Consider the following 26,947-nt stretch of genomic DNA (forward strand, 5'->3'; position numbering starts at 1 on the left):
TTCTTATTGATTGGTGTAGGAACCTCAATAATACACGATTTCGCGTACGATGTTTTTATTTTTCTAAAGTGTTCAACTTGATTCTACTATTCGCCAAAACTTATTTTTAAATAATAATAGTAATAATAATCTGCAGCCTATATTACCTAATTTTAACAGCTCGAGTTGGGGTATCTTGCCAAAGGGGAAATTTAACATTAAATTTAAAGAGATATGGAATGAAGTAATATATATAAATGTGCAAAATCAATATTACGATAGTAATGGGGTTTTGGAAAATGATGGTTCATTATACCGGCAACTGTTTGATAGAAATGTAAATGGAGAGTTTGGATTTTCAGAAAGTGTTAAATTATTTTTATCTTGGTGGAATGGATTCTATGGGAAAATAGCTATAGAAAGATTATTTGAAAGTGAAGGCGGACAAGAAATATATAATGAGTTATCAAAGTCTCTAATATTGTATAATCTTAATAATAGTCAATTTAAGATAAATATTATTTACGATAAACAACAATTATTTTCTACAACTTCCTCTTTATCTTATGCAGTTTTACCGATTCAAGAACTTTTTTTAAATAGAACAGAAATTGTGTCGAATTTATTAGAAGGGTTTGAAAACCCATAATAATACAAAAAAAGGTATTGAGGGAAATTAATTCCCAATACCTTTTTTGTTTATTCCAATAAGGTAGGAAGAGATTTGATGTGGTTGGAATCTAGACTATGCTTTAAGATTCAATATTTAGAGAAAACTGCATCAGGGCCTTTAAGAATTGTATCGTTTAAAGGTTTCGATTTTAATAAAATTCCTGAAAGCAATAACCTATGAATCAGGCGCTAATAAAAAATGTGAGTACCTGGTATTTTTTGTTTAGGTAGGGGGAAAGAAGTACCGACAATTAAATTAGGATAGATAAAGATGAGCCAAATATCCAAGGAGAATAAATGTATCAATCGAAACAAAAGAGGTCGTAAACAGTTTTAAATACACAATGAAAATTCACTCAAATAAAAACCTGAGTGACATTTGTTGTAATTTATACTTTTACATAAAATTATTATGTCACATGATAATATGTAGCCATCTCTTTTAAGTCAGTTGTTTTGAAATTAGCTAAATCAATTTTGTCAAAGTCCTTCTCTTTAAACAGCACAGTCATAGCAGATCCAGGGTTAGTGTTAATAAAGTTAGCTTGCCAATTGATTTGGATATTGTTTAAATCCTCTACATCTTTTAATACTTTAAGTAATTCAACTGTATTTCGTTGAGCATAATCTAGAGCATTCTTTTTTGTTGCTGCTTCGTCATTCATCATCTTTAAATAATAGCTATCTCCCATGCTTTCAACAGTGATATTTCGATCATTTCCATCAGTAGTAGTAGTTCCGAATAAATCAGTAGCTATTTTGGCGATACGTTTTTCTAGAGGGATGCTTTTATCATTTGCAAGTGCCATATCGATATCAATTGCTTTAGCAGAAACAGGTTGTTGCGTATCCTCTGTTTTTGGTTCTTCTTTTGTCTTATCTTCTTCGCAAGCAGCCAGTCCGAGAGATAGAACTAGAGCAGCGCTGAAAATTAGTTTTTTCTTCATTTGTAACATAGTCTCCTTTATGTATAAGTTCTATTAAATTGTATTAATAATGGGAAGTATTGTCAGTGTTTTTAGTGCATAAAGATTAGGATTTATGGAACCCACAATTGCTAAAGAACTAAACGCACTGTGGTTTGTCACACTATGGTGTCATGTATACAGCTTTACTCGATTTAATCATTGTTTTAATGCTTGGCTTTGTTATTATTGACTCGTCGATTATAAAAGTAAATCACAATCCGCTTCGATCGTAATAAAGACCATTGAAAAAGCCTTCTCCATAACGGAGAAGGCTTAATTTTATTTTTGAGTAATGCGCTCGAAAAACGCTTTTGTTTTTTCTATATCCGTTACATGTCGATTGCATGTTTGGCTATCTGCGCAAATGTAATTACTATAGTTCGTGAACGTTCCAACGACTTGCCCTTTTACAGAAGTAGTAAATAGGCCAACTTCAGAATGGCGGTTACATAGTGCACATATTCCTTTAATTGTATTGTTAGAGAAAGTACCTTTAATCGCTTTTAGCTGTTCATCTTGTTCCAATACGACATATTTTCGATGTGTACTGGGATCATCCCAAGCTAAATAACAAATCTGCTGAAAGTCCATTTCTTCAAGCTTCGGTAGCTTGAGCTTTTTTTCCTTTTTAAATAGGCTCTTCAGTGTGCTAGCAGTGACTGCTTTAAAAGGGATGACATATGGTTTTAAGCGCTCTAAATACGCTTCGCCATGAGCGCGATCTGTCACATTAAAAAGCTGTTCAATTAGCTGAGTTTCCGCAGTGGATAGCGCTAATTTTGCTGTAATTTCGCTTTCAACAATACCATGTACGGCTAAGATAACGTTTTTATCCTTTGTCGTTGCAAGTGTTTGTATAATTTTATTCATTTGTTGCTCAAGTAAATGATAGTTTGCGACCGTTAAGAACGGCTGAATTGTTTGTTTTTCCATTTGAATTCACTCCTAAATAGTAGGCTTTTAATAAAGTTTACTGGCCTAAAGAGATCATTCAATTTATGTTAATTGCGTTAACTTTTCTAGACCTCTTTGACCTGTAAAGTGTTTGGTCTAGAGCAAGCATTACAAAAGAATGCGTCCATTTCGATTCCTCCTTGAAAAGAAATTCACCATTATTATAACATTTTTTAGGAATTATATAAAGTTAGAAAATTTAATTTATTTAATGAGAAAAAATGGTATAATAGTTTAATATTTGTTCATTGCTAATAGTTTTGGATGACATTTTAAAAGACGCATGTCGTGTGTATAGGTTGATTGGAGTGGAGATTGGACGCCTACAAAAAAGTGCCCAGTGAAACGGAAAATACCCTACACAGTAAGGTGATGAACTTGAAATTGAAAGGGGGAGTTTTTATGAAACAGGTTATAGGTCATGAAAATTTATATGTATGGAGAGGGATTGTTAGTAACTAACATGGGATATATAGTGCTAATAGACCTTCCGAATTCTTATACTATTGAAACTCTAGGAGGACTATTATGCTAAGTCAACAAGGATTTAATTTATGGGCTGATGGTTACGATCAAACGGTTCAGCTAAGTGAAGAAAGCAACCAATATCCATTTGCAGGATATAAAGAAGTATTAAATACGATTTTTAATGAGGTCATGCACATTCCAAAGTCCACTGTATTAGACATTGGATTTGGCACAGGGGTGTTAACGGCAAAGCTATATGACAATGGGCATATGATCAATGGATTCGATTTTTCCTCAAAAATGATGGAAATTGCCAAAGAAAAAATGCCTGATGCAAACTTAATGGAGTGGGATTTGTCAAAAGGGCTGCCAACGGCACTTCTTCATCAAAAATATGACGCTATTATCAGCACCTATGCGTTGCATCATTTTACTGATGAAATGAAGGTGCAATACATTAAAGAATTATTGCAACATCTAACACCTGAAGGCAAAATTTTTATCGGTGATATCGCGTTTCATACAAGAGCGGACCTTGAAAAATGCCGTGAAGAAAGTATTTGCTACTGGGATGATGATGAAATTTACTTTGTCCATGAGGAAATGAGCTCCTTATTAAAAGGAATATGCCAATTAGAATTTTATCCGATCTCGCATTGTGGTGGGGTTTTTGTTCTTGCAAATTTTGCGTAGGAGATGCGATAGAATTAATTTCATAAGGGTGTATTTGTGAAGATACTTTAATTTTAGGATCTCTATATAACTAGTAAATGGGCTGCCAATAGACAGCCCATTTATTTAGCATGTGGAAAACTTCCTTAATGTTGAATTGCTTTTAAATGGCTACCAAACTATTCGCGCGTTAAAAAAGTTAGAAAATTTCAACTTTTTAAGTTTAGGGGTAATTCTCTTTTAATATATCGTTCATTACGATATAATCGGTTTCGACGATATAATAAAGGAGCAAATTTGATGATTAAAGATATAAATAACTATTTTACATCTATTTTCTACCATCTACATTCAACGCATGAAGATTCAATTTCGCATCAGAGTGTGCGTATTTTACAGATGATTCAAAAGGAAGATGAAGTAGCAGTGCGTGATATTGCAGAGTTACTGAATATTTCCCATAATACAGCTTCTGAGCATATCAAAAAGCTGGAGCGAAATCGTTGGGTGAAAAAGGAGCGGGACATCGATGATCAACGTAAAGTACATATTCATTTAACAACTGAAGGGCTTCATGTTTTAAAGAAAAACACAGAATTAGATGATCAGAAACTGCAACATGCACTAAATCAGCTTTCAGAAGAAGATCAACAAATGGTTTTACAGGCATTTCGATTATTAAGCGAGGTGGCTAAATAATGTACACCTTTTTAAAAATTTTATGCTCGGCTGCCGTAATTGGTATTGTGACGGAGATTGCTAGAAGATTTCCTAGCTATGGTGGCATTATCGCAGCGCTGCCACTTGTCAGTATTTTAAGCATCATTTGGCTTACTGTGCAAAGTGAACCGAGTGAGCATATTCAGCGATTTACGATTGGTGTAATTGTTGGACTACCAGCAACTATGGTGATGCTATTTGTTATTTATATGGCGATGAAATCATCGATCCATATCGTGTTTGCCATTGGACTAGGCGTTGTTTCGTGGGCAGTATTTCTAGGTGTGCAAAAAGTCATAGCTAGTATGTTTAATTTTTCTATTTAGGAGAATGATAAATGACAATAATTCCTATTAAACAATTACCCCAACGTGATGTTTTGCAATTTTTTAAAGAGCATTGGGGAAGTACAGAGATGGTTATTTCCAGTGGGATTTATGACTGTAGTAAATTAGAGGGGTTCGTCTATGTAGATGAACACAACATGATTTTAGGTCTTGTAACGTATATTATGCGTGAGGAAGAATGTGAAATTATATCCCTTGATAGTATTGAAGAAGGAAGAGGGATAGGTTCATTGCTAGTACAAGCAGTTGAAGAAATTGCTTTCGAACAAGGCTGTACGAAAATTACTCTTCTAACGACAAATGATAATTTACACGCATTAAAATTTTATCAAAAAAGAGGTTATCACTTAGTGGGAATTATACAAAACGCGGTCGAACAAGCAAGAGCATATAAACCTGAAATCCCTTTAATAGGCAATGATGGAATTCCAATACGTGATGAAATACGATTAGCAAAGCAATCTGGCTTATAATGAGTCAGGTTGTTTTTAGTTGATTTAAAGAAGTTAGGAGGAGATGAAGAAAAATCCTGATTCTATTTTTCGAGGTTTCATCACCTACGATTTCTCGCTATACTTGATAGGTAGCAAGAAAGTGAGGAATGACATGAAAAAATTACTATTTGTTTTATTGTTTAGTGTTCTAGTAGTGGGAGCTGCCTTCATCATTTATTTAAAAAGCAATCCACCACTCGTCATGAACAGCTATACGAATCCTACAGATGATTCTACTAATAGAATCGTAGAAATAGAAAATAAAGGACTGCATGAGATAGAGCTTCAACAAATACTTGTCAATGATAAAGTGCCTGAAAGTGCCGAGCTTGTCGTGAGTAAATCTGAACCGTTCGAAGCGGAGACGAAGCTGGTTGGTAATCCGAATATTACTTATCATAAATTAAGGCAAATCACCATTTTTCCTAGTCAATACATAGATCGCCAGGCCGTTGGAAAGCAGCCTCAGCATTATGCAGTAAAGGTTGAAGCGCCTTCTATTAAAAAAATAACGATTAAGTACAAATATTTAAAAATACCATTTACTTTAACAGCCGAGTTACAAGAGAAAAAGTGAAGTGAAATTATCATCAGTGGGGTTTTCTTACCCACTGATTTTTTTGTCTTCACCAATGGCTCAGTCTGGATATACTCGTTATTTGTCTTATCCTTTATGCCTATGTCATTTCATAAGATTGTTTGGTGAAAAAATACTGAAACTCCTAAAACATGGTAATCTAATAGTAATAGCTATTGCGATGTCGGGAGGGACTAAATGGGAGTTATAATCGTTAGTATAGTACTTGTTATCTGTATTTTCACTGTGACTTTAGTGGTTATTCAGAAGCATTCGAAGGAGGATATTAAGTTAGAAGTAACAGCTGTATGTGAAGGGGTAAATGAATTAGGTCAAGCTATTATGAAAATATATTTTACATTTTCAATTGGCAAACTAGCACATCGTAAAAAAGAAATAATAGGCAGTATTGATTGGTCACAAGGATGGATGCCTGTTTGCTATAATTTAAAGGGAAATGGGGTCTATCAGGAGCAAAGATTACTCAGTGCTGCAAATGAGACAACCTATACAACCTTCGAAATAAACGCTACAAATGATATTGATCATCTGGGACGGGGTGAGGGATATGTTGTGTTAGTGCTAGAGGACCCAATTGCTACTGATAAGTCTAGAGCAGGTGTGATTCTCGCTGTTACTGCTAATATGGTGACCTATCAGCTATCGGATTCAACTAGCTGGAAAAATGACTTTGCAGTAAATCAATAGATACAGAATAAGCTATTCGTTAGGAGGAAAAGCCTGATGAATAGCTTTTCTATTTGGTAGGAAATAACGGAACCTATTAAAGGGAATTTCGTAAAATATTAAAGGGAAGAGGTGTCTCGGTTGTATTCATTACGATAGGAGATCAACCTTGGATCAAACGATGCTAAATCAATAATCGAAAAGAAGGTACAAGACTTTGGATATTTTAACAAATAAATTGATCATGATTGCTTTATTTATTCTTATCATTCATTCGATAGAAACACTTGCGTATGCAGTTCGATTATCAGGCGCACGTGTAAAATTACTAGCCTCTGCACTATCCTTGTTCAATGTGATGGTTATGGTTTCAAGGTTGGCAAATATGATGCAGCAGCCTTTTACTGGGAGTTTAGCTGACACAGCACCGAAAGAAAACACATTAGTATTTGTGGAGCAGCAATTCCGAGTGCTTATTGGGGCCGCTTCCATAGGTACTTTAGTCGGCATTCTACTATTGCCGACTTTTATAGCGATATTTTCAAGAGCCATTATCCATTTATCTGAGGAAAAAGGTTCTATTCCAGCATTATTTAAAAAAGGTTTTAGTTTAGAGTATGTTAAACGTGGAATAAAACATATCCATTTGCCAAGCTTTTCATACTTAAAGGGAATTAACTGGCGTGATATCCCCGTTAAATTATTTATCGTCAATGTCGTGATAACGGCCATCTATACAATTGGTGTCCTGTCAGCACTTTACGCCTCTTTATTAGTTCCAGAAAGAGGAACAACTGCTGTGATGGCATCAGGACTTATTAATGGGGTAGCAACGATGTTACTAATAATATTTATTGACCCTAAAATTTCTGTTCTTGCAGACGATGTTATTAATCAAAGAGGTAGTTATTTAAGTCTGAAACAAGCATCTGTGATGATGATGGGTTCAAGGCTACTAGGTACATGTTTAGCACAGCTTTTATTTATTCCAGGGGCAAAATATATTGCCTGGTTTACACAATATATGACATAAGGAGGGTTTACACGGATCGTCACAATTGAAGCCGAGTAACAGTTTTCAAAAAGGGGAGCTTGAAGTAGATAACTTTCTAGGGAAGGAAAAACGATATTTAATGAAAAAGTTATGTTTCCTAATTTTGATGATGTTTGTGTTAGTTGCTTGTAGTACGAAGGAGGTACATTATATAGCGAAAAGCGAGCACTGGAAGGCTGTATATCATAGTGAGGGATTACGAATTTTCTATCTAGGGGAAGAGAAAGACTTAGGTGATTTACAAATAATGATAGAAGGGTCAAAAGAATCAATAACTTTCAATGACGTTCGAGTAAATACCGATAAACAGTTTATTTTAACCAAAAAAGAAAGTACGAAAATTTTTAAAAAGGATGCTGCCCCAATTATTCATATTCAGTGGCATTCTGACAATGAGACTTTAGAAGTACGAAGTGGATGAAAACTTAGCTTAGGGATTACGATTATATCGCAACTTTCCTGCAAAAAGTGGAATGTGTAGGTAAGGACATATTTCGATGAGAAATCAAAATAGTTTCATAAAAATTAATATTCAAATTTGACAAGTATTGGAGCATTTGTTACAGTAAATAACAATTTCACAAAGCAATGGAATTGGCGATGAGAAGGACACGAGTTTTGATAAGCGATTTACAGAGAGGGAGGCATGTGCTGAAAGCTTCCTAATGCAGCTAGTGAAACTTACTACCTTTGAGCAGTGCTTGGAAACTTGCACCGTACTTGCAACGTTACTGCATAACAATGAGCCACTAGAGCATCTAGTGGGAATTTGGGTGGAACCACGGGTAATCAACACATGCTCGTCCCTTTATGGGGCGCGAGCATGTGTTTTTTTATTTGTCACTTCTTTCAGTAGAGGACACCAGCCTTTATAGGTTAGAGATGAGTGCGGTTTTAAGTCACTTTTCAGCGTCTTTCGAAACATCAGCTGAAAGAAGTTACAGCCTCCGGCGGATGCCACGGAATCGGTAAGGAGTTCTTTGTGCTAGCACAGAGCCGATTCCGGACGCAATTATGCCGAGGTAGAATTTATAATAAAGGAGTAGAAAACATGTCAAATCAAGTTATTAACATTCAATTTCCAGATGGTAAACAACAAGTATTTTCAAAAGGTGTTACATTAACCGACATTGCACAAGCGATTAGTCCCGCTTTACGTAAAAAGGCAATTGTAGGGAGTGTGAACGGAACCATCATTGATTTGACGCGCCCGATAGTGGAGGATTCACAAATTTCCCTGTACGATGCTTGCACAAAAGAAGGAATTCAGGTGATTCGTCATTCAACAGCCCATTTATTAGCGCAAGCTATTAAGCGTTTATATCCTGATGCTCAATTTGGGGTCGGGCCAGTTATAGAAAATGGGTTTTATTATGATATCGACATTGCGCATTCCTTAGCGCCTAGTGATTTACAACAAATTGAAAAAATGATGAAGCAAATTGTTCAAGAAAATATACAAATACAGCGCAAAGAAGTAACGAGGGCAGAGGCACAACAGTTATTTGCTCATGATGCGCTAAAGCTAGAGTTATTACAGGATATATCTGAGCATGAAGTGGTGACGGTTTATGAGCAAGGAGATTTTTATGATCTTTGTCGTGGACCTCATGTACCTTCCACAGGAAAATTACAACACTTTAAATTAATGAATATGTCAGGTGCTTACTGGCGAGGAGATAGTAATAATCAAATGCTTCAGCGTATATACGGTGTAGCGTTTGCCTCAAAAAAAGAGCTTGAGGAACATTTTGTTTTCCTAGAAGAGGCGGAGAAGCGCAATCACCGAAAGCTAGGAAAAGAACTAGAGTTATTTATGTTTTCAGAGGAAGCACCAGGGATGCCGTTTTATTTAGCAAATGGTCAAATTATTCGCAATGAATTAGAGTCTTATTTACGTCAATTACAAGCAAAATTTGATTACCAAGAAGTACGGACACCATCGATGATGAACCAGCGTTTATGGGAACAGTCAGGGCATTCGGATCACTATAAAGAAAATATGTACTATACTCATGTAGACGACCAAAGCTTTGCATTAAAACCTATGAATTGCCCTGGACATATGCTGATTTTTAAAAATGACTTACATTCATATAGAGATTTACCGATTCGTATGGCTGAATTTGGGCAAGTTCATCGACATGAATTTAGTGGCGCATTAAATGGTCTTTTACGAGTTCGTACTTTTTGCCAGGATGATGCACATATTTTTGTTACGCCACAGCAAATTGAAGATGAGATTGCGCTTGCACTAAAGATTATTGATGAGGTTTACCAGGTTTTTGGCTTCCAATACGATATTGAATTATCAACACGTCCCGCTGATTATATGGGGGAACTTGAACTTTGGAACAAAGCCGAAGCGGCGTTAGAAAACGTACTAACGAATCTAGGATTCCCTTATACAATAAATGAAGGTGACGGAGCGTTTTATGGACCAAAAATTGATATTCATATTAAAGATGCCATTCATCGCAGTCATCAATGTGCAACAGTGCAGCTTGATTTCCAACTACCTGAGAAATTCGACTTAACATATGTCAATGAACAGAATGAAAAAGTAAGACCTGTCGTTATTCATCGAGCGGTATTCGGTTCAATTGATCGCTTTTTAGGCATATTGATTGAGCATTTTGGAGGGGCGTTCCCAACGTGGCTTGCACCTCAACAAGTAAAAGTTATTGGGGTGGCAAATAAGCATCGAGCATATGTACAGCAAGTTGTTGATGCTTTAAAAAACGAACAAATCCGTGTAAGCATTGACGATCGACAAGAAAAGCTAGGTAAAAAAATTCGAGAAGCACAAATGAAAAAAATACCTTATATTGTAGTGATCGGTGATCAAGAAATGGATACTCAACATGTTACTGTTCGTAAATATGGCGAGCAAGCATTAATTGAAAAAACATTACAGCAGTTTATTGAGGAAATAAAGCAAGAAATACAGCAAAAAGCTTTAACTATTAAATGAATTCTATAAAATAATTTAGCTCGACTCTAGGGGAAGTCACTCCCAAGAGTCGAGCTATAACAGTGATGAAATAAATGGTGATTTCAGAATTTGCTTAAAAATGTTAATTTTTTCTTTGAATTTGCTACTATTAATCAATTTTCAAGCATACAATAAATTAAACAACAAACGAAATACAATTATTTAATGGTATTACTTTGGTAATTACTATTTCCTAAAAGGATAGTTTGTGTCTCAGCGTCAATGACCAGGTATTTATGATAAGTCTCCTGATCCAATTGCTTAAAGGATGCTAAAAAATATACTTGTCGATTGGGATGAATAAAAGTATGTTGAGAGAGGTCTGTCTTTTTACGTATAAAATTTGTTTTTAGATTAAATGTTTCCTCAGCCTTCGATACGTCCTTAAAGGCTATTCTTTGACGAATGTTCAAGGTAGCATTGTTATATTCCTCATAGATTGTCCTATTTAATATATAATAAAAATCATTCTCAGTACGAAATGCTTGATATTGATTATTTGGGTATTTATAAGATGTAGTTCTAGAAGGTATGCAAAGAACCGGTGTTGTGTTTTCTACTGAATCTTGAGGTTGCTGTAGTAAAAAGCTTGAAGCGACCAGTGATAAAATAAATACCTGCATTATTTGGCCTCCTTTTTCCTGTCATAAAGAAGATAGCCCATTTCTATGTTATTTATACGTATTTTAACAACAACAATAGGTTTTATAACCAAAAACTAATACAGGGTAAAACTAGACGACTCATCGAAAATAATTTTAGCTAGCTTTATTGATCGTTTTTGAATATTTATTTAGTAGGACATCTAATTCTTGGCTACAATCTACCACACTTGGATGGGTGAAACCTAAATCCATTGCCTTTCTATACATAATTTTTCTTTTAATTTCAATCTCCATCTTCAAGAATTGTTTATGCGTTAAATAATTAACCAAAATCTTTTCCCCCTATTATTTTTTCTCCATATATTCTTGAAATACATTGACCTCGATTCAACTTTTTCATTGTATCTCACCTAAAATGAAAAATATGTCACATTGTGTATAGGTTGAGAAATTCGTAATTTAGTCATAGGAAAATTTTTTTATTCTTATATTGGGAAGTAAATGAAAAATAGTGATGGTGATTATTTTAGACTATTTAAATTACTTTTATTGTATTATTTATATACTTCATTACCCTTCATGCTAAAATATTAGTGTTTTTTTTTGGCTAGATTTTAGAAAAGGGGCAGGGTGATGTTTAATAGATTTGCATCTTTTTTACTATAAAAATATTTGGTGTCATAGACTGAAAATTTCATAGGCTTCATATCTTGTCACAATTTATCAAATAAACTTCTTTGTTGTTTGTAATTGAAGGGATTTTACTTTGGTTGAAAATGTTGAGAATTTTCGAAATATATTGAATGGTGGAAATGCGGGTTTTGAATCTATTGAATAATAGGGGGGATACATTGTTGAAGTTAAGGTCACTATTATTAAGTGTTATGATCGTTTCTTGTTTAATGTTAATCGCATGTTCAGAAGTGAAAACAAAAACAGAAGAGTCTCCAAAATCAACGGTAGTCACTAACCATTCCATTCAACATGAAGAAGAATCTAAACAGAAACCTCCTATTATTGATAGGGACTATGATTTTACATATTTAGAGGAATTGCCAGAGGAAAAAAGAGTTTTATATGATGAATTTTTAAGCAATGGGAATATGAATAGTATAAAGACTTTTACACCAGAGGAAATGGTGTTAATTATGATGAATTTAATATTTGAAAATAAGTTCGATAAATTATATGCAATTACCTACAACAACAATGAACTTCCAGATAAAGAAACCTTTATAGCAGAGTATATAGATTATTTATTAGATGAGGATAAACAAAATTATTTAATGTACAGGTACTACGATAGTATTTCATTGGATAAGGAAACAAGCACAGAAAGTATAGCTGTTGTACAATTGGATATAATTTTTGGAAGCTCTCACTACCTTAAGGTATTTTCTTTACTAAAAGAGGATGATATATGGAAGGTAGATATATATAATTATGTGAAAGAAAAGAAGGCAAAATCTGAAGAAAAATAGAGGAAACGATTATGACTGTACTATACTTTGTAAGACACGCGCATTCTCACTATACAGCTGATGAGTACAATCGTCCGCTTTCTGATAACGGTTTGAAGGATCGGGATCGTGTTACTAGATTATTTATCAATAAAATAATCCATGCTATATATTCAAGTCCATATAAGAGAGCCGTACAGACGGTAGAAGGAATAGCACAAGGGCATAAGTTAGAAATAAGTAAGGTAGATTCTTTAAAAGAAAGAACACTATCTAATGGAAATATAATTGATTTTGACACGGCCATGCAACAAGTATGGAGTCATCCGAATTTCGCATTTGAAGGTGGAGAATCAAATGAAGCCGCCAAGGAAAGAGCTATTACTACGTTGAAAAAAATTATCCTTGCCCATCCAAATGACAATATAGTGATTGGTACACACGGCAATATAATGGTCTTAATGATACAATATTTTGATGTACAATATGATTACTCATTTTGGAATCGACTTTCAATGCCTGATGTTTATCAACTTACATTTCAGCATTTCGTGTTAAGTGATGTTCGAAGAGTTTGGGTAGAATAAGAGAAGGGGCTATCTACTGGCAGCCCCTTGGTTCATTTTATCGAGAAGAAGTATCTGCCTGACGACACCTAGGAAATCATTGAGGCTATGAATGCAATGTTTGTTCTTGACTTATAGTATAAACATTTAGTCATAGGGATACAGTTCACTCGGACAATATTGGTAGGTAGGTTTCCAACGACCATTTCTACAATAATACCTAATATCTCCAATACAAGCTGCGGACCCTTCTTGTTGACATGGTCCCATATCTCCAATAGAACGATATTGTGGCCATGTTGGTGTATTATCACTCGGACAATATTGGTAGGTAGGTTTCCAACGACCATTTCTACAATAATACCTTATATCACCAATACAAGCTGTGGACCCCTCTTGTTGACATGGTCCCATATCTTCAATAGAACGATATTGTGGTGAGAGCTGTGGACCATAACGATATTGTGGCCATGTTGGTGTATTATCACTCTGACAATATTCGTAGGTAGGTCTCCAACGACCATTTCTACATACAAAATACATATCACCAACACAAGTTCTGGACCCTTCTTGTTGACATGGGCCTATATCATCAGGAAAAGAACCATATTGCCAAGTCATCAAAGTCACTTCCTTTTATTTTTTTTAAAACATATATAACCATCAGATAACTTTGAACACTTTACAAAAAAATAATGTTCAGTCTTATTCAGCATTTTCAGGTAAGAAAGTGTTCATTTCACCTTGGAGGTTACATCATATTCTAAGTTATGAAATGGAAATGATTACTATTGGGCCATCCTTTTCGTATTGGCATAATTAGGCCTGATGGCACTCAGGAAGGAGATGGGAGGCTAAATGTCTTTTGTAGGGGAATTGAACGTATAAACAACACTTTTTTAAGAATGAGATGGAAGAATATTTTTTCTTTGATGTTGAGGAGCTTTACATGCCACGAACAATCATAGTGAATAACACGTTTGATCATCACTCAACTGCTGATGATCATTTGTTTTACCCACGAGCTACAATTTATCGACGAAAAATTGTAGCTCGTGGGTTTATCGAGAATGCTGAATTATTTCTACACGGAGGAAAAAGCTTATTTTATTTGATTCCATTCTTCTCGTAAAAGGCCAAATAAAACTACATCATGAAATTGACCGAAACGGAAAAGTTCATTTCGTAAAATACCTTCTTTTGTAAAGCCACATTTTTCATAAGAACGAATAGCTCCTTTATTAAAGCTGAAAACCTGAAGCTTGATTTTATTAATGGAAATATAATTAAAAATAAAGTGAATAAGAGTTTTCATTGCATCCGTTCCAAGCCCTTTACCATGCCATTGTTCTCCAATTGAAATGCCTACAGAGCAAGTACTGTTCTTCCAGTTGATTCCATAGACAGCACAGGAACCGATAAGCTCATTTGACGACTTTTCGAATATGCCGAAGAAAAACTCCTCTTTTTTTCCACTAATACTTTGAAAGAATGAGGAATGATCCTCAAAGGTATTTGGAAAGGGAATGTCGTCATTAGCCAGTAACAACGTCTTCAGTTCACTTTCAATTTTTACAAATGCTTCTTGGTCGGAGGAAGTCATTTGCTGTAATGTAATAGCTTGCCCTGTAAGAAATTCTTTAAAATAGTTTTCCATTTGTTTTCTCCCTTGTTCAAGAGCTGCAGTTAGAGTTTACAACTCTTGGATTATTTGTTGTTTAAACAAAACATCTACTGCACTTTTCGCACTCATTCACTCAACTCCATATGTATAGATAACTTTATAGTAGCATTTTTGGTTATTAGTGGAAATGATATTTTTGTTCAAGTCTGTTGAATAGGGAAATAAAAGGTTATCTGTGACTGGAAGAATGATATTTGTTGATATTATCACCTGGACGATATGGTGATCGTTTTAAAAATGTTTAAGGAAACACTTGATTTTATTTATTATTTTGAAGGGCGCCAATTTGTCTGAATGTCTACATCTTGTTGCTCCATCCAGTTAAGAAATTCCTCTGTACATTGAATATCGTAGTCTAACACTGCTTCATACACATAAATTGAAGGAAGTACTAGGGTTTTCTTAAGAAGTTCTTCTTTAATCGTTAAAATATACTTTCGACTTTCATTTGTTAAGGAATCGTTCATTAACGATACTAAATCTCTTGATAGAGGGCCCTCTCGTGTTTCAGAAAACAGCCACATATCAATATTCCAAATTTCTGATGGCATTTGCTCATATTGTATTTTAAAATAGATACCATTAAATGGTGTTTTCAAATAATTACGATACTTTAATTCTAAAACTTTCGGATTGCTAGTTAAATCAGCTAATATCGCCATAGCTTCTGCTGCATTAGGGTGAGTACAAAATGTTTCGATATCGATATCGTGATCCACTAGTAAATTATATGCTGTAGCGCCGACCACATAAGCTTGTCCAATGGTATTCCATTTTTCTAGCAGCTTCAATTCTTCTAAAATGAGCATGGCAGTTTCTTTTCGTTTTTGAGCTCTCTCTAATAGTTTCAATTTGAACACCTTTTCTAAAACCTAAATTATGTTAGAGTACATCATATTTTCTTTTTTTCAATATATTTTAATAGAAATATACGATATGAAATGTATACTATTGATTCGTCAGTGGCGATTATTTTGTGTGGCAAAAGTAATGTGACAGTTACAATTACGCCAAGGTAGAACGACGACTTAAGATGAAAGGGGAGCTTTGATGAGATTGAAATTTTATGAAAAAAAAGATGATTTCTTAATTGAACGATATACGATCACAGAGGAGCAGCTTCGCTATACGATGTCTCCGAAAGAGAGTATTGAACTAGTAAAGCAGGACAAAAATCGCCATGCCGTTCTTGTTTTTGATGAAGATAAGCTCGTGACATTCTTTGTGTTACATGAAAAAGAGGGCGTTACGCCATATTCCTCAAATGAACAGGCTATTTTAATCCGTGCCTTTTCAACAGACTTTTATGAACAGGGGAAAGGCTATGCGAAAGCGGCATTAAAGCTTTTGCCAGACTTTGTTTTAGAGCATTTTCCAACTATTAATGAGCTTGTGTTAGGGGTTAATCTACCGAATACTGCCGCGCAGTCACTTTATAAAAAATGCGGATTTGTTGATGAAGGAAAGATGGCAAAAGGGTTTAGGGCTGAGATTAAAGTGATGAGTTATTACATAAGTAAAATTAACAGCTAAATGCTTGATAGAAAAACATTGATGAAGCTACTTAATTTTGAACAAAAGTCTTCTCGCATCTAAAGAATGAGGTGAACAAAATGACGCAATTGGTGGAAGCACGTATGGAGCATCTCGATGAAATATGTGCGATTGATCAAGAAGTAATTGGAGATTATTTAAGAAGCGGATATTTGCGTACAGCCATTAACGAAAAACGTTGTATCATTCAACAAACAGAAAAAGGGATTGGTGGTTTTCTTATTTTTACGAATGATTTCTTTGAGAACTGTTTCATCTCATTAGTTATTGTGAAGCCCTCTGAGAGAAGAATGGGCATTGCCACAGCGTTACTAGCTTTTTATGTAGAAATGGCAGCAACTCCAAAAATCTTTTCTTCTACTAACCAATCCAATACTAGTATGCATAAGGTATTTGAAACGGCAGGCTTTGTAAAAAGTGGGTGTATAGAAAACTTAGATGAAGGAGATCCGGAAATTATTTATGTGAAATATAAATAGGGGCAAGGCGTGTCTCGTGATAAGGTTTCTTTAGCCTTATCGAAATGAAGAGCTTATTTAAAAGTATTGTAAATGAAATCTTAACTATAAATAGGATTTCTTTATTCAACAAACGGGCCAGATTATTGAATAACAATCTTTTATGAAATATTACTAAAAGGCGTTTTGGGTACATTTACAAAAAATAAAATGCATCAATTTTTATTTTTCAATTTGTTTTCAATACGTTTAAAGAAATAAGTTAATACATTAATAGAAAAAATAGTCATCATAAAACCGGTAATTGCTCGCATTAAATATGTATCATTTGGATATCCAAAGACAATGTACCCTAAAGAATATATTGCTGCTATCCATTTAATTATAGTAAAAATTTTTTCTTCATAAGTTTCTCAATACCTCTTTATTCTTACTACTTAATCTTTCAGAATTTATAAACTTACTTATAACATAAATTATTTTACAAATATTCCTATATATTTTCAATCAAATATCTTAAACAAAAAGCTTAAAATCTTCGCTAAAGAAAAAATGTCACTAAACGACGCTTTAGGTGTATTCATACTCAATTAATTATCCTAATTTTTTGATATAATTTCATTTAATGCGTTAAATCGTATCGTTTATTCCATTAAAGGGCGCGATTGTGAAACTTAAAATAAAAGGGATGCTACATATTTAGCATATATAATATGTAGCATCCCTGATTTTTAACGATCTAGACCTTGATAAGGTATGATAACCACGATTATCTATGGGGCCCCATTAATAAAGTTTAAGCTTTAGAAACAAATTTTGATAAAACTAGTACACAAGGATTAAAACCGTTGAAATTAGGCTCCGCACTTTTGGTTGTATTGAAAGGACCGACGCCACAATATACCCAAAGGAGCAACTATTCTTCAGACCCACCCTGGTGACCTGCATAGTTGCCCTCACCGGGATCAAGATCAATGACTATGCGGTGCGGAACAGCCATTGCATATTGATGCTCGCAGCGCCAACGCATCTCCTCTGTAAAACCAATCGTTTCTCCATCAGTAATAATATCACCTTGATTAAACAAATAATAAGCAAAGTTAGTCAAGCAGCCTGCAACCTCATTGGTATCCATATCATAGAAGTGGCATTGCACATCAGGGATGCCTAGTGCAGCAAGCCCAATGGAATCCATGAGACCTTCCTGGCGTTCACTGCCAGTACCCTCAACATTGTAGAACCGAATGTTCAATGCTCCATACAACATTTCGCCCTCATCAACAGCAGCCAAAAACACGGATGGCTCGACCAACTTATTGCTTTCTCTAAAATAAATCGCAGCGCAAGGGACCGTTTCCACTATTGCACGAAGAACATTCGTATGTAGCTCCAATCTTTTTTTTGGCTCCAGTCCAGATGCCATCATATCGACAAGTAACAACGCGTGACTACACTCTTGCAACGTTTGCCCTGCTTCATTCCAATGCCAACTTTGCTGCAAAGCGGCTTCGTAATCAGATATCGGACCTACATTCATGCCAGTAAGCGTTGTTTGTGCAGGCATTTCGCCTTCTGCATATTTCACCATATAATTCAAATGAAAGAAGTGAAGCATTTCGCCTTTCTCATGTTGCTCATAGGGCTCCCATACTGCCAGCGACCCACTCTTTTCATTTTGTGGTCGATCTGTTTTCCCCATGTATTGTTCTATCTTGCTGTAGAGTAGTTCGCGGTCCACAACTGGCTTTTCTTTAAACAGCAGTTCAATAGCATAAACTCTAGCAAATCCGAAGTCTTTCTCTTGCTCTATGATTTCATTCATAAGGCACTCTCCTTCAATCTGTATTGTTTTCTTAATCAGATATTGATGTGTTCATCAACTTCATCAAGAATACACGAAAGATTACCAACCGCCCATCATACTTTTTCCCTATCATTGCCAATTGTGAGTGTCTATATGTTTTACATCTTTAAAAAAATGATTGAGTTTAACATATGGTTTTGAAATGATTTGTATTATGCAATCGGACGAGATTGTTGGCGATTCTAGAGAAGATGAAATTTTATTGAAAAGGAGCGAACTTCAATGTTACCAATTGAGTATCGTATTGAAAATGAAGATGATTTAAAAACATAGGAAGAAACCGTATTTGATACCAATAGTATGGTAAATAATTCTGTATGTGCGGAATTTCGTATTCCACAATCGGGCGCTTTTCTTGAATAAGAGGGCGTCTTTTGGAATGCTTCAACTTATAACCTGGCCCAAAAAAGTTAGACATATTTAGTAAAGCCACTTTTAAGACCTTATTCCGGAACTCCACCGGGTATAGGTCTTTTAATTTGTCCCTCAAGATTTAGTTTAGAAATAATTTTTAAAATAGACTTTTATTTCATATTTTAGTAGGATGTAGTTAGAGTTGTGCCATCTATTTGCCTTTATAGATGGTTTATTTTTTTGATATGAGGGCATTTTTTAGAGATTTGTTCTCTACTCTACGCCACAGAATTGTAACAATTCTGAAAAAACAAAACTATTTAAAGGGAAATGATGGCACTTACTTTGATGAATGACGTTGATTTTATTGGAAGCTACTATAAAGTTTCCTCAAAAAATGGTTCATCACAACAGGGAGGGAAGGGTAATACCATTGATATAAGTTGGAGTGGAGGGTGGAAAATCTCAGGAAGCTTTGCTCTGTGCGAAAGCGGCAAATGTTTTATCTGTGCGAAAGCGAAGCGACAGCAACAACAAATGTTTTCTGTAGCGAAAGCAAAGCGGCAGCTACAAATGTTTTAACTGCGCGAAAGCGAAGCGTCAGCGGCAAAGCGTCCAGTAGGAACGAAAATCAACCTCACATTATGGAGATGAGCAAAAAAATACTTTGGAGGATGTTATATTGAGTAACGAAACATTATTAAGTTTAAGTAGTAATTCATTTTTCGTGGCATTTATTTTACTTCTGATCGCCATTATACCGATTGGACTTGCCGTGAAATCAAAAGGAAAGATATTTGGAAAAATCGGGCTTCTACTTACATATATTGCATTTGCTTTACAGTTAGTTTATTTCATTTTAAGGTGGATTGCTGTTGATCATGCACCTGTAAGTAATATGTATGAGTTTATGACGTTCTTTGGCATTATGCTTACTGGTAGTTATTTGATCATTCATTTTTTATATAAGCAAATCGTTGTAGGTTTGTTTACTATCCCTGTGTCATTAATTATTCTCGGTTATGGAAGCGTTTTTACAAAAACAGTGTCACCACTTGTTCCATCACTACAAAGTAATTGGTTAACGATTCATGTTATGACTGTTGCCTTTTCAAGTGCTGTTTTATCGGTTTCATTTGCAACGGGTATTATTTATTTGTTACGAACATTAGATGTTTCTAAATTTTCGATGAGTACAGTTGCTTTGGAATTTGTTATGTATTGCTTAATTGTCGTGATTGGCTTTATTGGAGTGGCAACCTACTTTAACTTAGCAGGAGATAAAATCGAGGTTCAATTTGAAAATAAGCTAGAGAAGAAAGAAACAGCCGAGTATACGATGACGCCTCTAATTGTCAATAAAGGTGCAGTAACAGCTAGTGGGGATCAGGTTGGTGTTTTACAGATTACGAATAAGCTAGATGCGAAGAAATTGAATACGATTGTATGGTCATTTATCGTTGGAACGATTTTATATGGGGTGATTGTGCTCATCACGCGAAGACGATTAATTGTGTTATTAAAGCCATTAACAAACCGTGTACAGCCAGTATTAATAGATGAAATTACATATAGAGCAGTTGTCATAGGTTTCCCGTTATTTGCTCTTGGAGGCTTGTTGTTTGCTATGATTTGGGCACAGATTGCTTGGAGTAGGTATTGGGGTTGGGACCCTAAGGAAGTGTGGGCACTAATCACATTTTTATTTTATGCGGCTTTCCTTCATTTCCGCCTTTCAAAAGGCTGGGAAGGGGAAAAGACAGCTTGGTTAGCGATTATTGGATTTGGAATTATTGTGTTTAATCAAGTATTTGTAAATTTAGTTATTGCAGGTTTACATTCATACGCATAAGGATGTTGTGAATGAATTATTTTTTTAAACTGAATGTAGTGAGTATGTTATATGGGTTAATATTCTTTATTTCTCTTGAAATGCAAGTAAATTATTATCGCATTGTGAGACTCACAGGATGGGAAGGACAATATTTCGATACCGTAGTATTAGTTATACATGCGGTTGGTTTTGTTGTAGCAACTAATGCGTTATACATGCTTACATATAAATGGATAGCGCATCGTCGATTAGTATATTGGACAACAATTTTTTGGATGCCTTATACAGCGTTCTTTATTTTTATATGTGTAAATGTGTATCCAATCACTTATCGGGGGGATATACCAGGGCCAGCTCAAGGGTTCATTCTTTTTGCGATGCTCTTGTTCTATCCGTTTTATATAGGAATTTTGAATATTATATGCTATCATTCAAAATCTGAAGCTGTACAAATTAAATAACCGTAAAAAAGAGACATCCATTAATTTGGATGTCTCTTGTATTTTGCATCTACATGTTAAAGCTATAAATTAAAGCTTTACAACATTAGTAGCCTGAGGTCCGCGGTTACCTTCTTCAACGCCGAACTCTACTTTTTGGCCTTCTTCTAAAGTTTTAAAGCCATCTGATTGAATAGCAGAGAAATGTACAAATACATCATTTCCACCTTCTACCTCGATAAATCCAAAACCTTTTTCTGCGTTAAACCATTTTACTGTACCTTGTGTCATGTGAACAACCTCCCAAAAAAATTAAACAATCATATTGCTTCGATCGCTTGCGAAAATATCACATTTTCAAAAGCTCGTATTACTTTTGAATACGTGATTTTAGCGGATAAGATGAAGTAATGTAATTATTGTTCTGATTATATAACAATTCCGAATATTTATCCAGTATATTCCGATTTTGTCATGTAAAATTTACATTTCCATTATTTTAACCATTCTTTCTCTTTAGCGACAATGACGGCCTCTGCACGAGATTCTACGTTTAGTTTGACAAAAAGCTTGGATAAATAATTTTCAACAGTGCGTTGCGTGACCCCGATGGCTGAAGCAATTGCTTTATTTGTACATCCTTGTGCGACAAGCTGTAAAATTTCTTGCTCCTTTTGACTTAATAATACATCTTGCTGCGCGTTTGGAAGATTGGTACGTTGCTGTACAAAATCTAAAAAATCAGCTGCTAGTAAGATTTCGCCCCTAAGTGCGGCTTCAATGGTTTGAATCACTTGCTGTTTCGTAGCGAGCTTTGATAATAGTCCATCGACCTTCTTCTCAATCAGTAGTTCGTAATAATCGGAAAGTTCATATCCTGTATAGAGTAAAATAAGTGCTTCCGGTTGCTTTTTCTTAATCATTTCAGAAAGTTGGATGCCATTGATTGGCTTCATATTAATATCAATTAAAAATAATTGAAAAGATTGAGCATCCATTCTCGACAGAACAACGGAGCTATCTTGTTCCGTATCTATATGGGCATTTGCTAAATCCTGTAATAATGTTTTCGTACCATCTAAAACGACAGGATGGTCATCTATAATAAGAATATTAATCATCTGAATCCACGTCCTCTTGTATTTGAATAACTATATGCATTCCTTCATTTAAATTGGAGGTTATTGTGATGTCTCCATTAAAAGCACGGACTCGTTCTCGAATACCATTAATGCCCATAGAATTTGAAGATTGCATTAAACTTTCAATATTACAGCCAATACCATTATCATCGTATTGGAGAATGAAACCGCTATTTATCGCTTGTAGTCTTAGTGAAACTTCGGTTGCCTCAGCATGCTTAATGGCATTATTTAAGAGCTCTTGCACAAGGCGATAGACGACTAAATGTAAAGTGGCATCTTGAAATTGTACACGTTCTATTTGTGCTTTTAACAAAAAGTCTGCTCGAATTTTCACCTTTTGAATTAGTTTTTTTAAGGCGATTTGTAGCCCAAATGTGTCCAGTAAAGGAGGGCTTAAATTCTCACAATACTCACGTAAGTCCTTCGATGCATTTAGTAACTGCTCACGAATATCTAATACCTTTTCTTTATCAATAATAGGAGAGCTAGTAAGTACATCTAACTCTCTCGCTAAATGAAGTTGCTCTTGCAAAATAGTGTCATGTAATTCCTGTGCTAAAATACTTTTCTCCTTCTCAATGATATTCCATAATAATTTGTCGAGCCAAGGAAGCTGTGTATCATTGTGATCCTTCATAAGCTTTATTTCATACACTAAATCTTCAATGAGCTTTAAATTCTCAATAAACATAGAGACATAGAGGGCTAGTAACTCTAGCCAAAGAAGCTCTTCTTTTTGTAATACATGTCTAATGTGTAACATGATTTTTTCTTCACCTGTATCATGTAATAGTAGGTGATTCCCCATAATAACTTCATCACGAGTGCTTTCCGTTATTGTTGTAATTGTAAAGGCAGTAGTACCAAGCTTTTCTGTTATTTCATACTTGAATTGATCCAGTAATTCTTGCTGGTTTTTTGCTTTCCCCATACGATTAACCGCAGCATATAAATTATGTACATAATCGCCGGTAGATGAAAATATAATCTTTCGATATTTAAAATCAAGCTGCTCTTTTATATAGAAACTAGCAATGATGACAAGGAAAACTAGTGTAAAGACACCAATAATTTTAACAATTGATAATTTGTCTATAAACAGGAGGGTAATACCCGCAGTTGATAGTAATGCACAAAAAAAGGCAAGTGTTGAATAATAACGTAAACGAGATAATTGATATTCAATATCGAATAATCGTTCATTCACTTGGATGAAAATAAAAGAAAAAGGAATAAACAATAAAAATAATGCAGCTACTTCACTATGTAAAATAGGGTTCCGCCCGAATAATTCAGGAATGACGAAAAACAGTAAAAACGGCAAGAACGGCGTAATAAATGCAATAGTGATTAAACGGATTTTTTCCAGTTTCGTTCGTAAATAACTCGTTAGTAAAATATAAATCGCATAGAGAACAAGTACAGCAAACATTCCTAATTTAATTAAGGTTGTGATCGTCTTAAAGTCAGAATTAACTATTCTTATGAAATCCAAGCAAGGTATAAATAGTAGTGTTAAATAAAGCCATTTTGTATTGAGGTATGGCCATTCTATACATAGGTAACGGTAATAAAATTGTAAGAAGTGAATAAAAAGCACTATGCATAAAATTATACCAATACTTATTACAAATCCGCCAATTAGATTTCCTCTAGCTGAGGCTCCTGTACTTATATAAGCTAAAGAACAGGTTAATAAAAATAAAGTTAGTAGACTAGTTAGTAGATTATCAGTATTTCTTCGCCATAAATAGATAGCAACACCAAATGATAGAACGAAATAAAAAAGTGGAAAAATGATTTGTAAATAAAATTCTTCCGGAATATCTTTATGCTTAATTGAAACAGTTTGAACATCCCCATTAGGCTTCATAATTGTCAGTTTTTTTGCACAACGTACAAAAGAATCGATTTGATTAGAACGAACGGGTTTGTCATCAATTGTCAGAAGTAGATCGCTTTTTTCAATATTATTTTGCTGTGCCCAATTTGGATAATAGAACTCGGTCAGGATTGGTTGTTTGCTAGTTGTGTCTAGTAAAATACCAATAAAAGGAGTTTGTGATGCAACTACAAGTACATAAATCCCGAGGAGTAAGTAGGTTATGAAAATACTATATGTCCATTTACTCATTGTATTCTCTCATTAATTTGCATGATAATAATGCCCCATTTCAATCTTAAGTACCATTATATTATCCATAATTTTTGGTAATTTTGGAATACCGAAAAAGTTGTTTCGGAAAACCACCATTGCTTTTTCGGAATAACGAAGTAGTTTTTTCGGTGTAACCTATGATAGTGTAAAACTATCATGTGTGACGAAAAGGGGGAGCGTTGCATGACAAAGAAAGGATTGTTAATAGTCCTTTTTCTAGTCGTCATAATGTCGTACCCGATGGCAACAATCGCTAAAAACGTTGAAAATGATGCGGTGAAAGTAGATATTTGCATTATTGGGAGTGATAATCGTTTTGTCTATAAGATTCCAAAGAGTTTACATAATGATACGCCGTATGTTGAAATGAAGAATAACATAGAATCCTCCTTAGCAAGTCATTGGAAGGTCGAGGATCCGCGTTATGAAATCCTCCAGACAGATGTAGCGTATACTTTTTCGATTAAAGATTTAATTCATGAAAAACAAGACGGGAAAATAAAGATAGCGGTTCCATATTCTTATTTAATAGGAATGTTTGGCGAAAATGATCCCATTCAATTAAAAATTTTGGCTAGCAAACTAATCGACTGGCAAACGAACTCAAACGATTTGGCAACTCTCGGCTTTGTAGAACCGCTTACTTATTTTAGTGAACAGGAATATGTTTTTGAGGGAGAGGTTAACGAGCTACTACATCAGCGGGTAGGACATTTTAATGGCTCTGTTATGAAAGGGCAAATGCTACTACATATTGTTATATATTTTAGTTTTATTTTGGCGCAGCTTATTGCCTGTTTCATTTTATCGAGGCGCTTAAAAAAGAGAATTATTAAAGATCCTGAAAATATGCATCAGTTCCGAAAGCTAAATTATTTGTATCAAATCATACCGATAATAATTATTGGTATGCAAATTGTTTTTCTAATCAGTTCAGGCTTATTGACCGCGTTTGGTATTTATTTTGACCCAGGGGTTGACCTTTTGTTTGTTATCGTCCCAGTTTTATTTAATATTATTTTGATGCCAATGTTTTTTGTTACGATGGAGAGTGAAATAGCAAGGGAGCTAGAATACGATTCCTTTGGCTCAGACAGGTAAATATTGTTTTTATTTTTGGGCATTCACATGTAGTTATTAGATGATATAATGGTCAACAGCATACTTGAAGGAGCTGTTGATGAACATGGCGCATCCAGAAATCGCGTACTTAAATTTACTACAACATATATTAGAGAATGGTGTTAAAAAGGAAGATCGTACAGGGACTGGTACATATAGTGTGTTTGGCTATCAAATGCGATTTGATTTAAGCAAAGGTTTTCCTCTATTAACGACGAAGCGTGTACCATTCAAACTTGTAGCAAGTGAGCTACTTTGGTTTATTAAAGGGGATACAAATATTCGCTATCTACTGCAAAACAACAATCATATTTGGGATGAATGGGCTTTTAAAAAATGGGTTGAGTCTGATGAATATTCAGGTCCCGATATGACAGATTTTGGTCGTCGCTGCTTAGTGGACGATTCATTCAACGCTGATTATCAAAAAGAGTTAGCCTCATTTTGTGAGCGCATATTAACAGATGATGAATTTGCAAATAAATACGGCGAGCTTGGAAATGTTTACGGTAAGCAATGGCGTAATTGGACAACATCAACAGGGGAAAGTATTGATCAATTGCAAGATGTAATTCATCAAATCAAGAACAATCCAGATTCACGACGCATTATTGTCAATGCTTGGAATCCTGAAGACGTTATCAATGCAGGAGCAAAGGGCAGTAAAGCTGCACTACCTCCATGTCACGTAATGTTCCAATTTTATGTTGCAAATGGAAAATTGAGCTGCCAGCTAATGCAAAGAAGCCTCGATACATTACTCGGCTGTCCATTTAACATTGCCTCATATGCATTACTGACACATTTAATTGCACACGAATGCGGTTTAGAAGTAGGCGAATTTATTCACAGCATTGGGGATGCTCATATATATTCAAATCACGTGGAACAAGTAAAGGAACAACTTTCACGCGAGCCTAAGGACCTACCATCCTTAAAAATCAATCCAAATAAAACGTCAATTTTTGACATCGAGCTCGAAGATCTTTCAATTGAAGGCTACGTTCCACACCCAACAATTAAAGCACCAATTGCCGTTTAACCTAAAGCAGCAGCCGTTTTGGCTGCTGTTTTTTTATGGAAACAAACATTGAAGCGGGTGATATATAGATCGGA

Annotated in this window: 31 protein-coding genes; 20 read left to right on the forward strand and 11 right to left on the reverse strand. The window is 34.9% G+C overall.

What is annotated here, in order from left to right:
• The first annotated feature begins 175 nt into the window (after positions 1-175).
• Positions 176-628 (forward strand): group-specific protein, encoded by a 453-nt coding sequence (locus tag ACFTQ7_RS09175; protein WP_386828253.1) that lies wholly within the window; start codon positions 176-178, stop codon positions 626-628.
• Between the two features lie 433 nt (positions 629-1,061).
• On the opposite strand, the gene ACFTQ7_RS09180 is transcribed toward ACFTQ7_RS09175, so the two are convergent.
• Positions 1,062-1,598: a hypothetical protein gene (locus ACFTQ7_RS09180; RefSeq protein WP_386828254.1), complete on the reverse strand. Its 537-nt coding sequence runs from the start codon at positions 1,596-1,598 to the stop codon at positions 1,062-1,064.
• Positions 1,599-1,898: 300 nt separating this feature from the next.
• Positions 1,899-2,552: a FusB/FusC family EF-G-binding protein gene (locus ACFTQ7_RS09185; protein WP_386828255.1), complete on the reverse strand. Its 654-nt coding sequence runs from the start codon at positions 2,550-2,552 to the stop codon at positions 1,899-1,901.
• Positions 2,553-3,101: 549 nt separating this feature from the next.
• Here ACFTQ7_RS09185 and ACFTQ7_RS09190 point away from each other — a divergent pair.
• The 9 genes from ACFTQ7_RS09190 to thrS all read left to right on the forward strand — a co-directional run bounded on the left by ACFTQ7_RS09190 (position 3,102) and on the right by thrS (position 10,566).
• Complete coding sequence (locus ACFTQ7_RS09190; RefSeq protein WP_386828256.1) at positions 3,102-3,734, forward strand: class I SAM-dependent methyltransferase; 633 nt, start codon at positions 3,102-3,104, stop codon at positions 3,732-3,734.
• Between the two features lie 279 nt (positions 3,735-4,013).
• The gene (locus ACFTQ7_RS09195) at positions 4,014-4,412 is read left to right on the forward strand and encodes a MarR family winged helix-turn-helix transcriptional regulator (protein ID WP_386828257.1); all 399 of its coding nucleotides are present in this window, start codon (positions 4,014-4,016) and stop codon (positions 4,410-4,412) included.
• Positions 4,412-4,759: a DUF3147 family protein gene (locus ACFTQ7_RS09200; RefSeq protein ID WP_386828258.1), complete on the forward strand. Its 348-nt coding sequence runs from the start codon at positions 4,412-4,414 to the stop codon at positions 4,757-4,759. The genes ACFTQ7_RS09195 and ACFTQ7_RS09200 overlap by 1 nt, the downstream gene beginning before the upstream one ends.
• An 11-nt stretch (positions 4,760-4,770) precedes the next feature.
• Complete coding sequence (locus ACFTQ7_RS09205) at positions 4,771-5,253, forward strand: GNAT family N-acetyltransferase (RefSeq protein WP_386828259.1); 483 nt, start codon at positions 4,771-4,773, stop codon at positions 5,251-5,253.
• A gap of 133 nt (positions 5,254-5,386) precedes the next feature.
• Positions 5,387-5,851, forward strand: coding sequence for a hypothetical protein (locus tag ACFTQ7_RS09210; protein ID WP_386828260.1), 465 nt, complete (start codon positions 5,387-5,389; stop codon positions 5,849-5,851).
• Positions 5,852-6,049: 198 nt separating this feature from the next.
• Complete coding sequence (locus ACFTQ7_RS09215; protein ID WP_386828261.1) at positions 6,050-6,559, forward strand: hypothetical protein; 510 nt, start codon at positions 6,050-6,052, stop codon at positions 6,557-6,559.
• Positions 6,560-6,782: 223 nt separating this feature from the next.
• Positions 6,783-7,571 carry a lipid II flippase Amj family protein gene (locus ACFTQ7_RS09220; RefSeq protein ID WP_386828501.1) on the forward strand — a complete coding sequence of 263 codons (789 nt, stop codon included), beginning with the start codon at positions 6,783-6,785 and terminating at the stop codon, positions 7,569-7,571.
• 100 nt (positions 7,572-7,671) lie between these two features.
• On the forward strand, positions 7,672-8,013 hold the full coding sequence (locus ACFTQ7_RS09225; protein WP_386828262.1) for a putative periplasmic lipoprotein: 342 nt from the start codon (positions 7,672-7,674) through the stop codon (positions 8,011-8,013).
• A gap of 630 nt (positions 8,014-8,643) precedes the next feature.
• Positions 8,644-10,566: a threonine--tRNA ligase gene (gene thrS, locus ACFTQ7_RS09230; RefSeq protein ID WP_386828263.1), complete on the forward strand. Its 1,923-nt coding sequence runs from the start codon at positions 8,644-8,646 to the stop codon at positions 10,564-10,566.
• Positions 10,567-10,745: 179 nt separating this feature from the next.
• Here thrS and ACFTQ7_RS09235 read toward each other — a convergent pair whose 3' ends face one another.
• A complete protein-coding gene (locus ACFTQ7_RS09235; RefSeq protein ID WP_386828264.1) occupies positions 10,746-11,210 on the reverse strand; it encodes a hypothetical protein in 465 nt (154 codons plus the stop codon).
• Between the two features lie 135 nt (positions 11,211-11,345).
• On the reverse strand, positions 11,346-11,522 hold the full coding sequence (locus ACFTQ7_RS09240) for a Spo0E family sporulation regulatory protein-aspartic acid phosphatase (protein WP_386828265.1): 177 nt from the start codon (positions 11,520-11,522) through the stop codon (positions 11,346-11,348).
• Between the two features lie 524 nt (positions 11,523-12,046).
• Between ACFTQ7_RS09240 and ACFTQ7_RS09245 the strand changes: the two genes are divergently transcribed.
• Together ACFTQ7_RS09245 and ACFTQ7_RS09250 are read left to right on the forward strand one after the other, a co-directional pair.
• On the forward strand, positions 12,047-12,673 hold the full coding sequence (locus ACFTQ7_RS09245; RefSeq protein ID WP_386828266.1) for a hypothetical protein: 627 nt from the start codon (positions 12,047-12,049) through the stop codon (positions 12,671-12,673).
• An 11-nt stretch (positions 12,674-12,684) separates the two neighbouring features.
• Entirely contained in the window at positions 12,685-13,239 is a 555-nt protein-coding gene (locus tag ACFTQ7_RS09250; RefSeq protein WP_386828267.1) for a histidine phosphatase family protein, read from the forward strand.
• Positions 13,240-13,365: 126 nt separating this feature from the next.
• On the opposite strand, the gene ACFTQ7_RS09255 is transcribed toward ACFTQ7_RS09250, so the two are convergent.
• On the reverse strand, positions 13,366-13,839 hold the full coding sequence (locus ACFTQ7_RS09255; RefSeq protein WP_386828268.1) for a hypothetical protein: 474 nt from the start codon (positions 13,837-13,839) through the stop codon (positions 13,366-13,368).
• Positions 13,840-14,167: 328 nt separating this feature from the next.
• On the opposite strand from ACFTQ7_RS09255, the gene ACFTQ7_RS09260 reads away from it, so the two are divergent.
• The gene (locus ACFTQ7_RS09260) at positions 14,168-14,350 is read left to right on the forward strand and encodes a hypothetical protein (protein ID WP_386828269.1); all 183 of its coding nucleotides are present in this window, start codon (positions 14,168-14,170) and stop codon (positions 14,348-14,350) included.
• On the opposite strand, the gene ACFTQ7_RS09265 is transcribed toward ACFTQ7_RS09260, so the two are convergent.
• Both ACFTQ7_RS09265 and ACFTQ7_RS09270 read right to left on the reverse strand, forming a co-directional pair.
• A complete protein-coding gene (locus ACFTQ7_RS09265; RefSeq protein ID WP_349659965.1) occupies positions 14,321-14,875 on the reverse strand; it encodes a GNAT family N-acetyltransferase in 555 nt (184 codons plus the stop codon). The two genes, ACFTQ7_RS09260 and ACFTQ7_RS09265, sit on opposite strands and share 30 nt — an antisense overlap.
• A gap of 293 nt (positions 14,876-15,168) precedes the next feature.
• A complete protein-coding gene (locus tag ACFTQ7_RS09270; protein ID WP_386828270.1) occupies positions 15,169-15,753 on the reverse strand; it encodes a hypothetical protein in 585 nt (194 codons plus the stop codon).
• Between the two features lie 199 nt (positions 15,754-15,952).
• On the opposite strand from ACFTQ7_RS09270, the gene ACFTQ7_RS09275 reads away from it, so the two are divergent.
• Positions 15,953-16,435, forward strand: a complete 483-nt coding sequence (locus ACFTQ7_RS09275) for a GNAT family N-acetyltransferase (RefSeq protein ID WP_386828271.1) — start codon at positions 15,953-15,955, stop codon at positions 16,433-16,435.
• An 80-nt stretch (positions 16,436-16,515) separates the two neighbouring features.
• Positions 16,516-16,935: a GNAT family N-acetyltransferase gene (locus ACFTQ7_RS09280; protein ID WP_386828272.1), complete on the forward strand. Its 420-nt coding sequence runs from the start codon at positions 16,516-16,518 to the stop codon at positions 16,933-16,935.
• A gap of 895 nt (positions 16,936-17,830) precedes the next feature.
• On the opposite strand, the gene ACFTQ7_RS09285 is transcribed toward ACFTQ7_RS09280, so the two are convergent.
• Positions 17,831-18,736 carry a DUF4261 domain-containing protein gene (locus ACFTQ7_RS09285; RefSeq protein WP_386828273.1) on the reverse strand — a complete coding sequence of 302 codons (906 nt, stop codon included), beginning with the start codon at positions 18,734-18,736 and terminating at the stop codon, positions 17,831-17,833.
• Between the two features lie 741 nt (positions 18,737-19,477).
• Between ACFTQ7_RS09285 and ACFTQ7_RS09290 the strand changes: the two genes are divergently transcribed.
• The 3 genes from ACFTQ7_RS09290 to ACFTQ7_RS09300 all read left to right on the forward strand — a co-directional run bounded on the left by ACFTQ7_RS09290 (position 19,478) and on the right by ACFTQ7_RS09300 (position 21,427).
• Positions 19,478-19,714: a hypothetical protein gene (locus ACFTQ7_RS09290; RefSeq protein WP_386828274.1), complete on the forward strand. Its 237-nt coding sequence runs from the start codon at positions 19,478-19,480 to the stop codon at positions 19,712-19,714.
• Positions 19,715-19,814: 100 nt separating this feature from the next.
• Positions 19,815-20,984, forward strand: a complete 1,170-nt coding sequence (ccsB, locus tag ACFTQ7_RS09295) for a c-type cytochrome biogenesis protein CcsB (RefSeq protein WP_386828275.1) — start codon at positions 19,815-19,817, stop codon at positions 20,982-20,984.
• Positions 20,985-20,995: 11 nt separating this feature from the next.
• Entirely contained in the window at positions 20,996-21,427 is a 432-nt protein-coding gene (locus ACFTQ7_RS09300) for a hypothetical protein (protein ID WP_386828276.1), read from the forward strand.
• A 69-nt stretch (positions 21,428-21,496) separates the two neighbouring features.
• On the opposite strand, the gene ACFTQ7_RS09305 is transcribed toward ACFTQ7_RS09300, so the two are convergent.
• The 3 genes from ACFTQ7_RS09305 to ACFTQ7_RS09315 form a co-directional block, all read right to left on the reverse strand.
• On the reverse strand, positions 21,497-21,697 hold the full coding sequence (locus ACFTQ7_RS09305; RefSeq protein WP_053592785.1) for a cold-shock protein: 201 nt from the start codon (positions 21,695-21,697) through the stop codon (positions 21,497-21,499).
• A gap of 203 nt (positions 21,698-21,900) precedes the next feature.
• Entirely contained in the window at positions 21,901-22,527 is a 627-nt protein-coding gene (locus ACFTQ7_RS09310) for a response regulator transcription factor (protein ID WP_386828277.1), read from the reverse strand.
• Positions 22,520-24,685, reverse strand: a complete 2,166-nt coding sequence (locus ACFTQ7_RS09315) for an ATP-binding protein (protein WP_386828278.1) — start codon at positions 24,683-24,685, stop codon at positions 22,520-22,522. Before ACFTQ7_RS09315 ends, ACFTQ7_RS09310 begins: the two co-directional genes overlap by 8 nt.
• Positions 24,686-24,892: 207 nt before the next feature.
• Between ACFTQ7_RS09315 and ACFTQ7_RS09320 the strand changes: the two genes are divergently transcribed.
• Together ACFTQ7_RS09320 and ACFTQ7_RS09325 are read left to right on the forward strand one after the other, a co-directional pair.
• On the forward strand, positions 24,893-25,810 hold the full coding sequence (locus ACFTQ7_RS09320) for a hypothetical protein (RefSeq protein ID WP_386828279.1): 918 nt from the start codon (positions 24,893-24,895) through the stop codon (positions 25,808-25,810).
• Positions 25,811-25,895: 85 nt separating this feature from the next.
• Complete coding sequence (locus ACFTQ7_RS09325; RefSeq protein WP_386828502.1) at positions 25,896-26,873, forward strand: thymidylate synthase; 978 nt, start codon at positions 25,896-25,898, stop codon at positions 26,871-26,873.
• The last annotated feature ends 74 nt before the right edge of the window (positions 26,874-26,947 follow it).

The sequence above is a fragment of the Lysinibacillus sp. NPDC056959 genome, assembly GCF_042674095.1.
Lineage (GTDB): Bacteria > Bacillota > Bacilli > Bacillales_A > Planococcaceae > Lysinibacillus > Lysinibacillus zambalensis.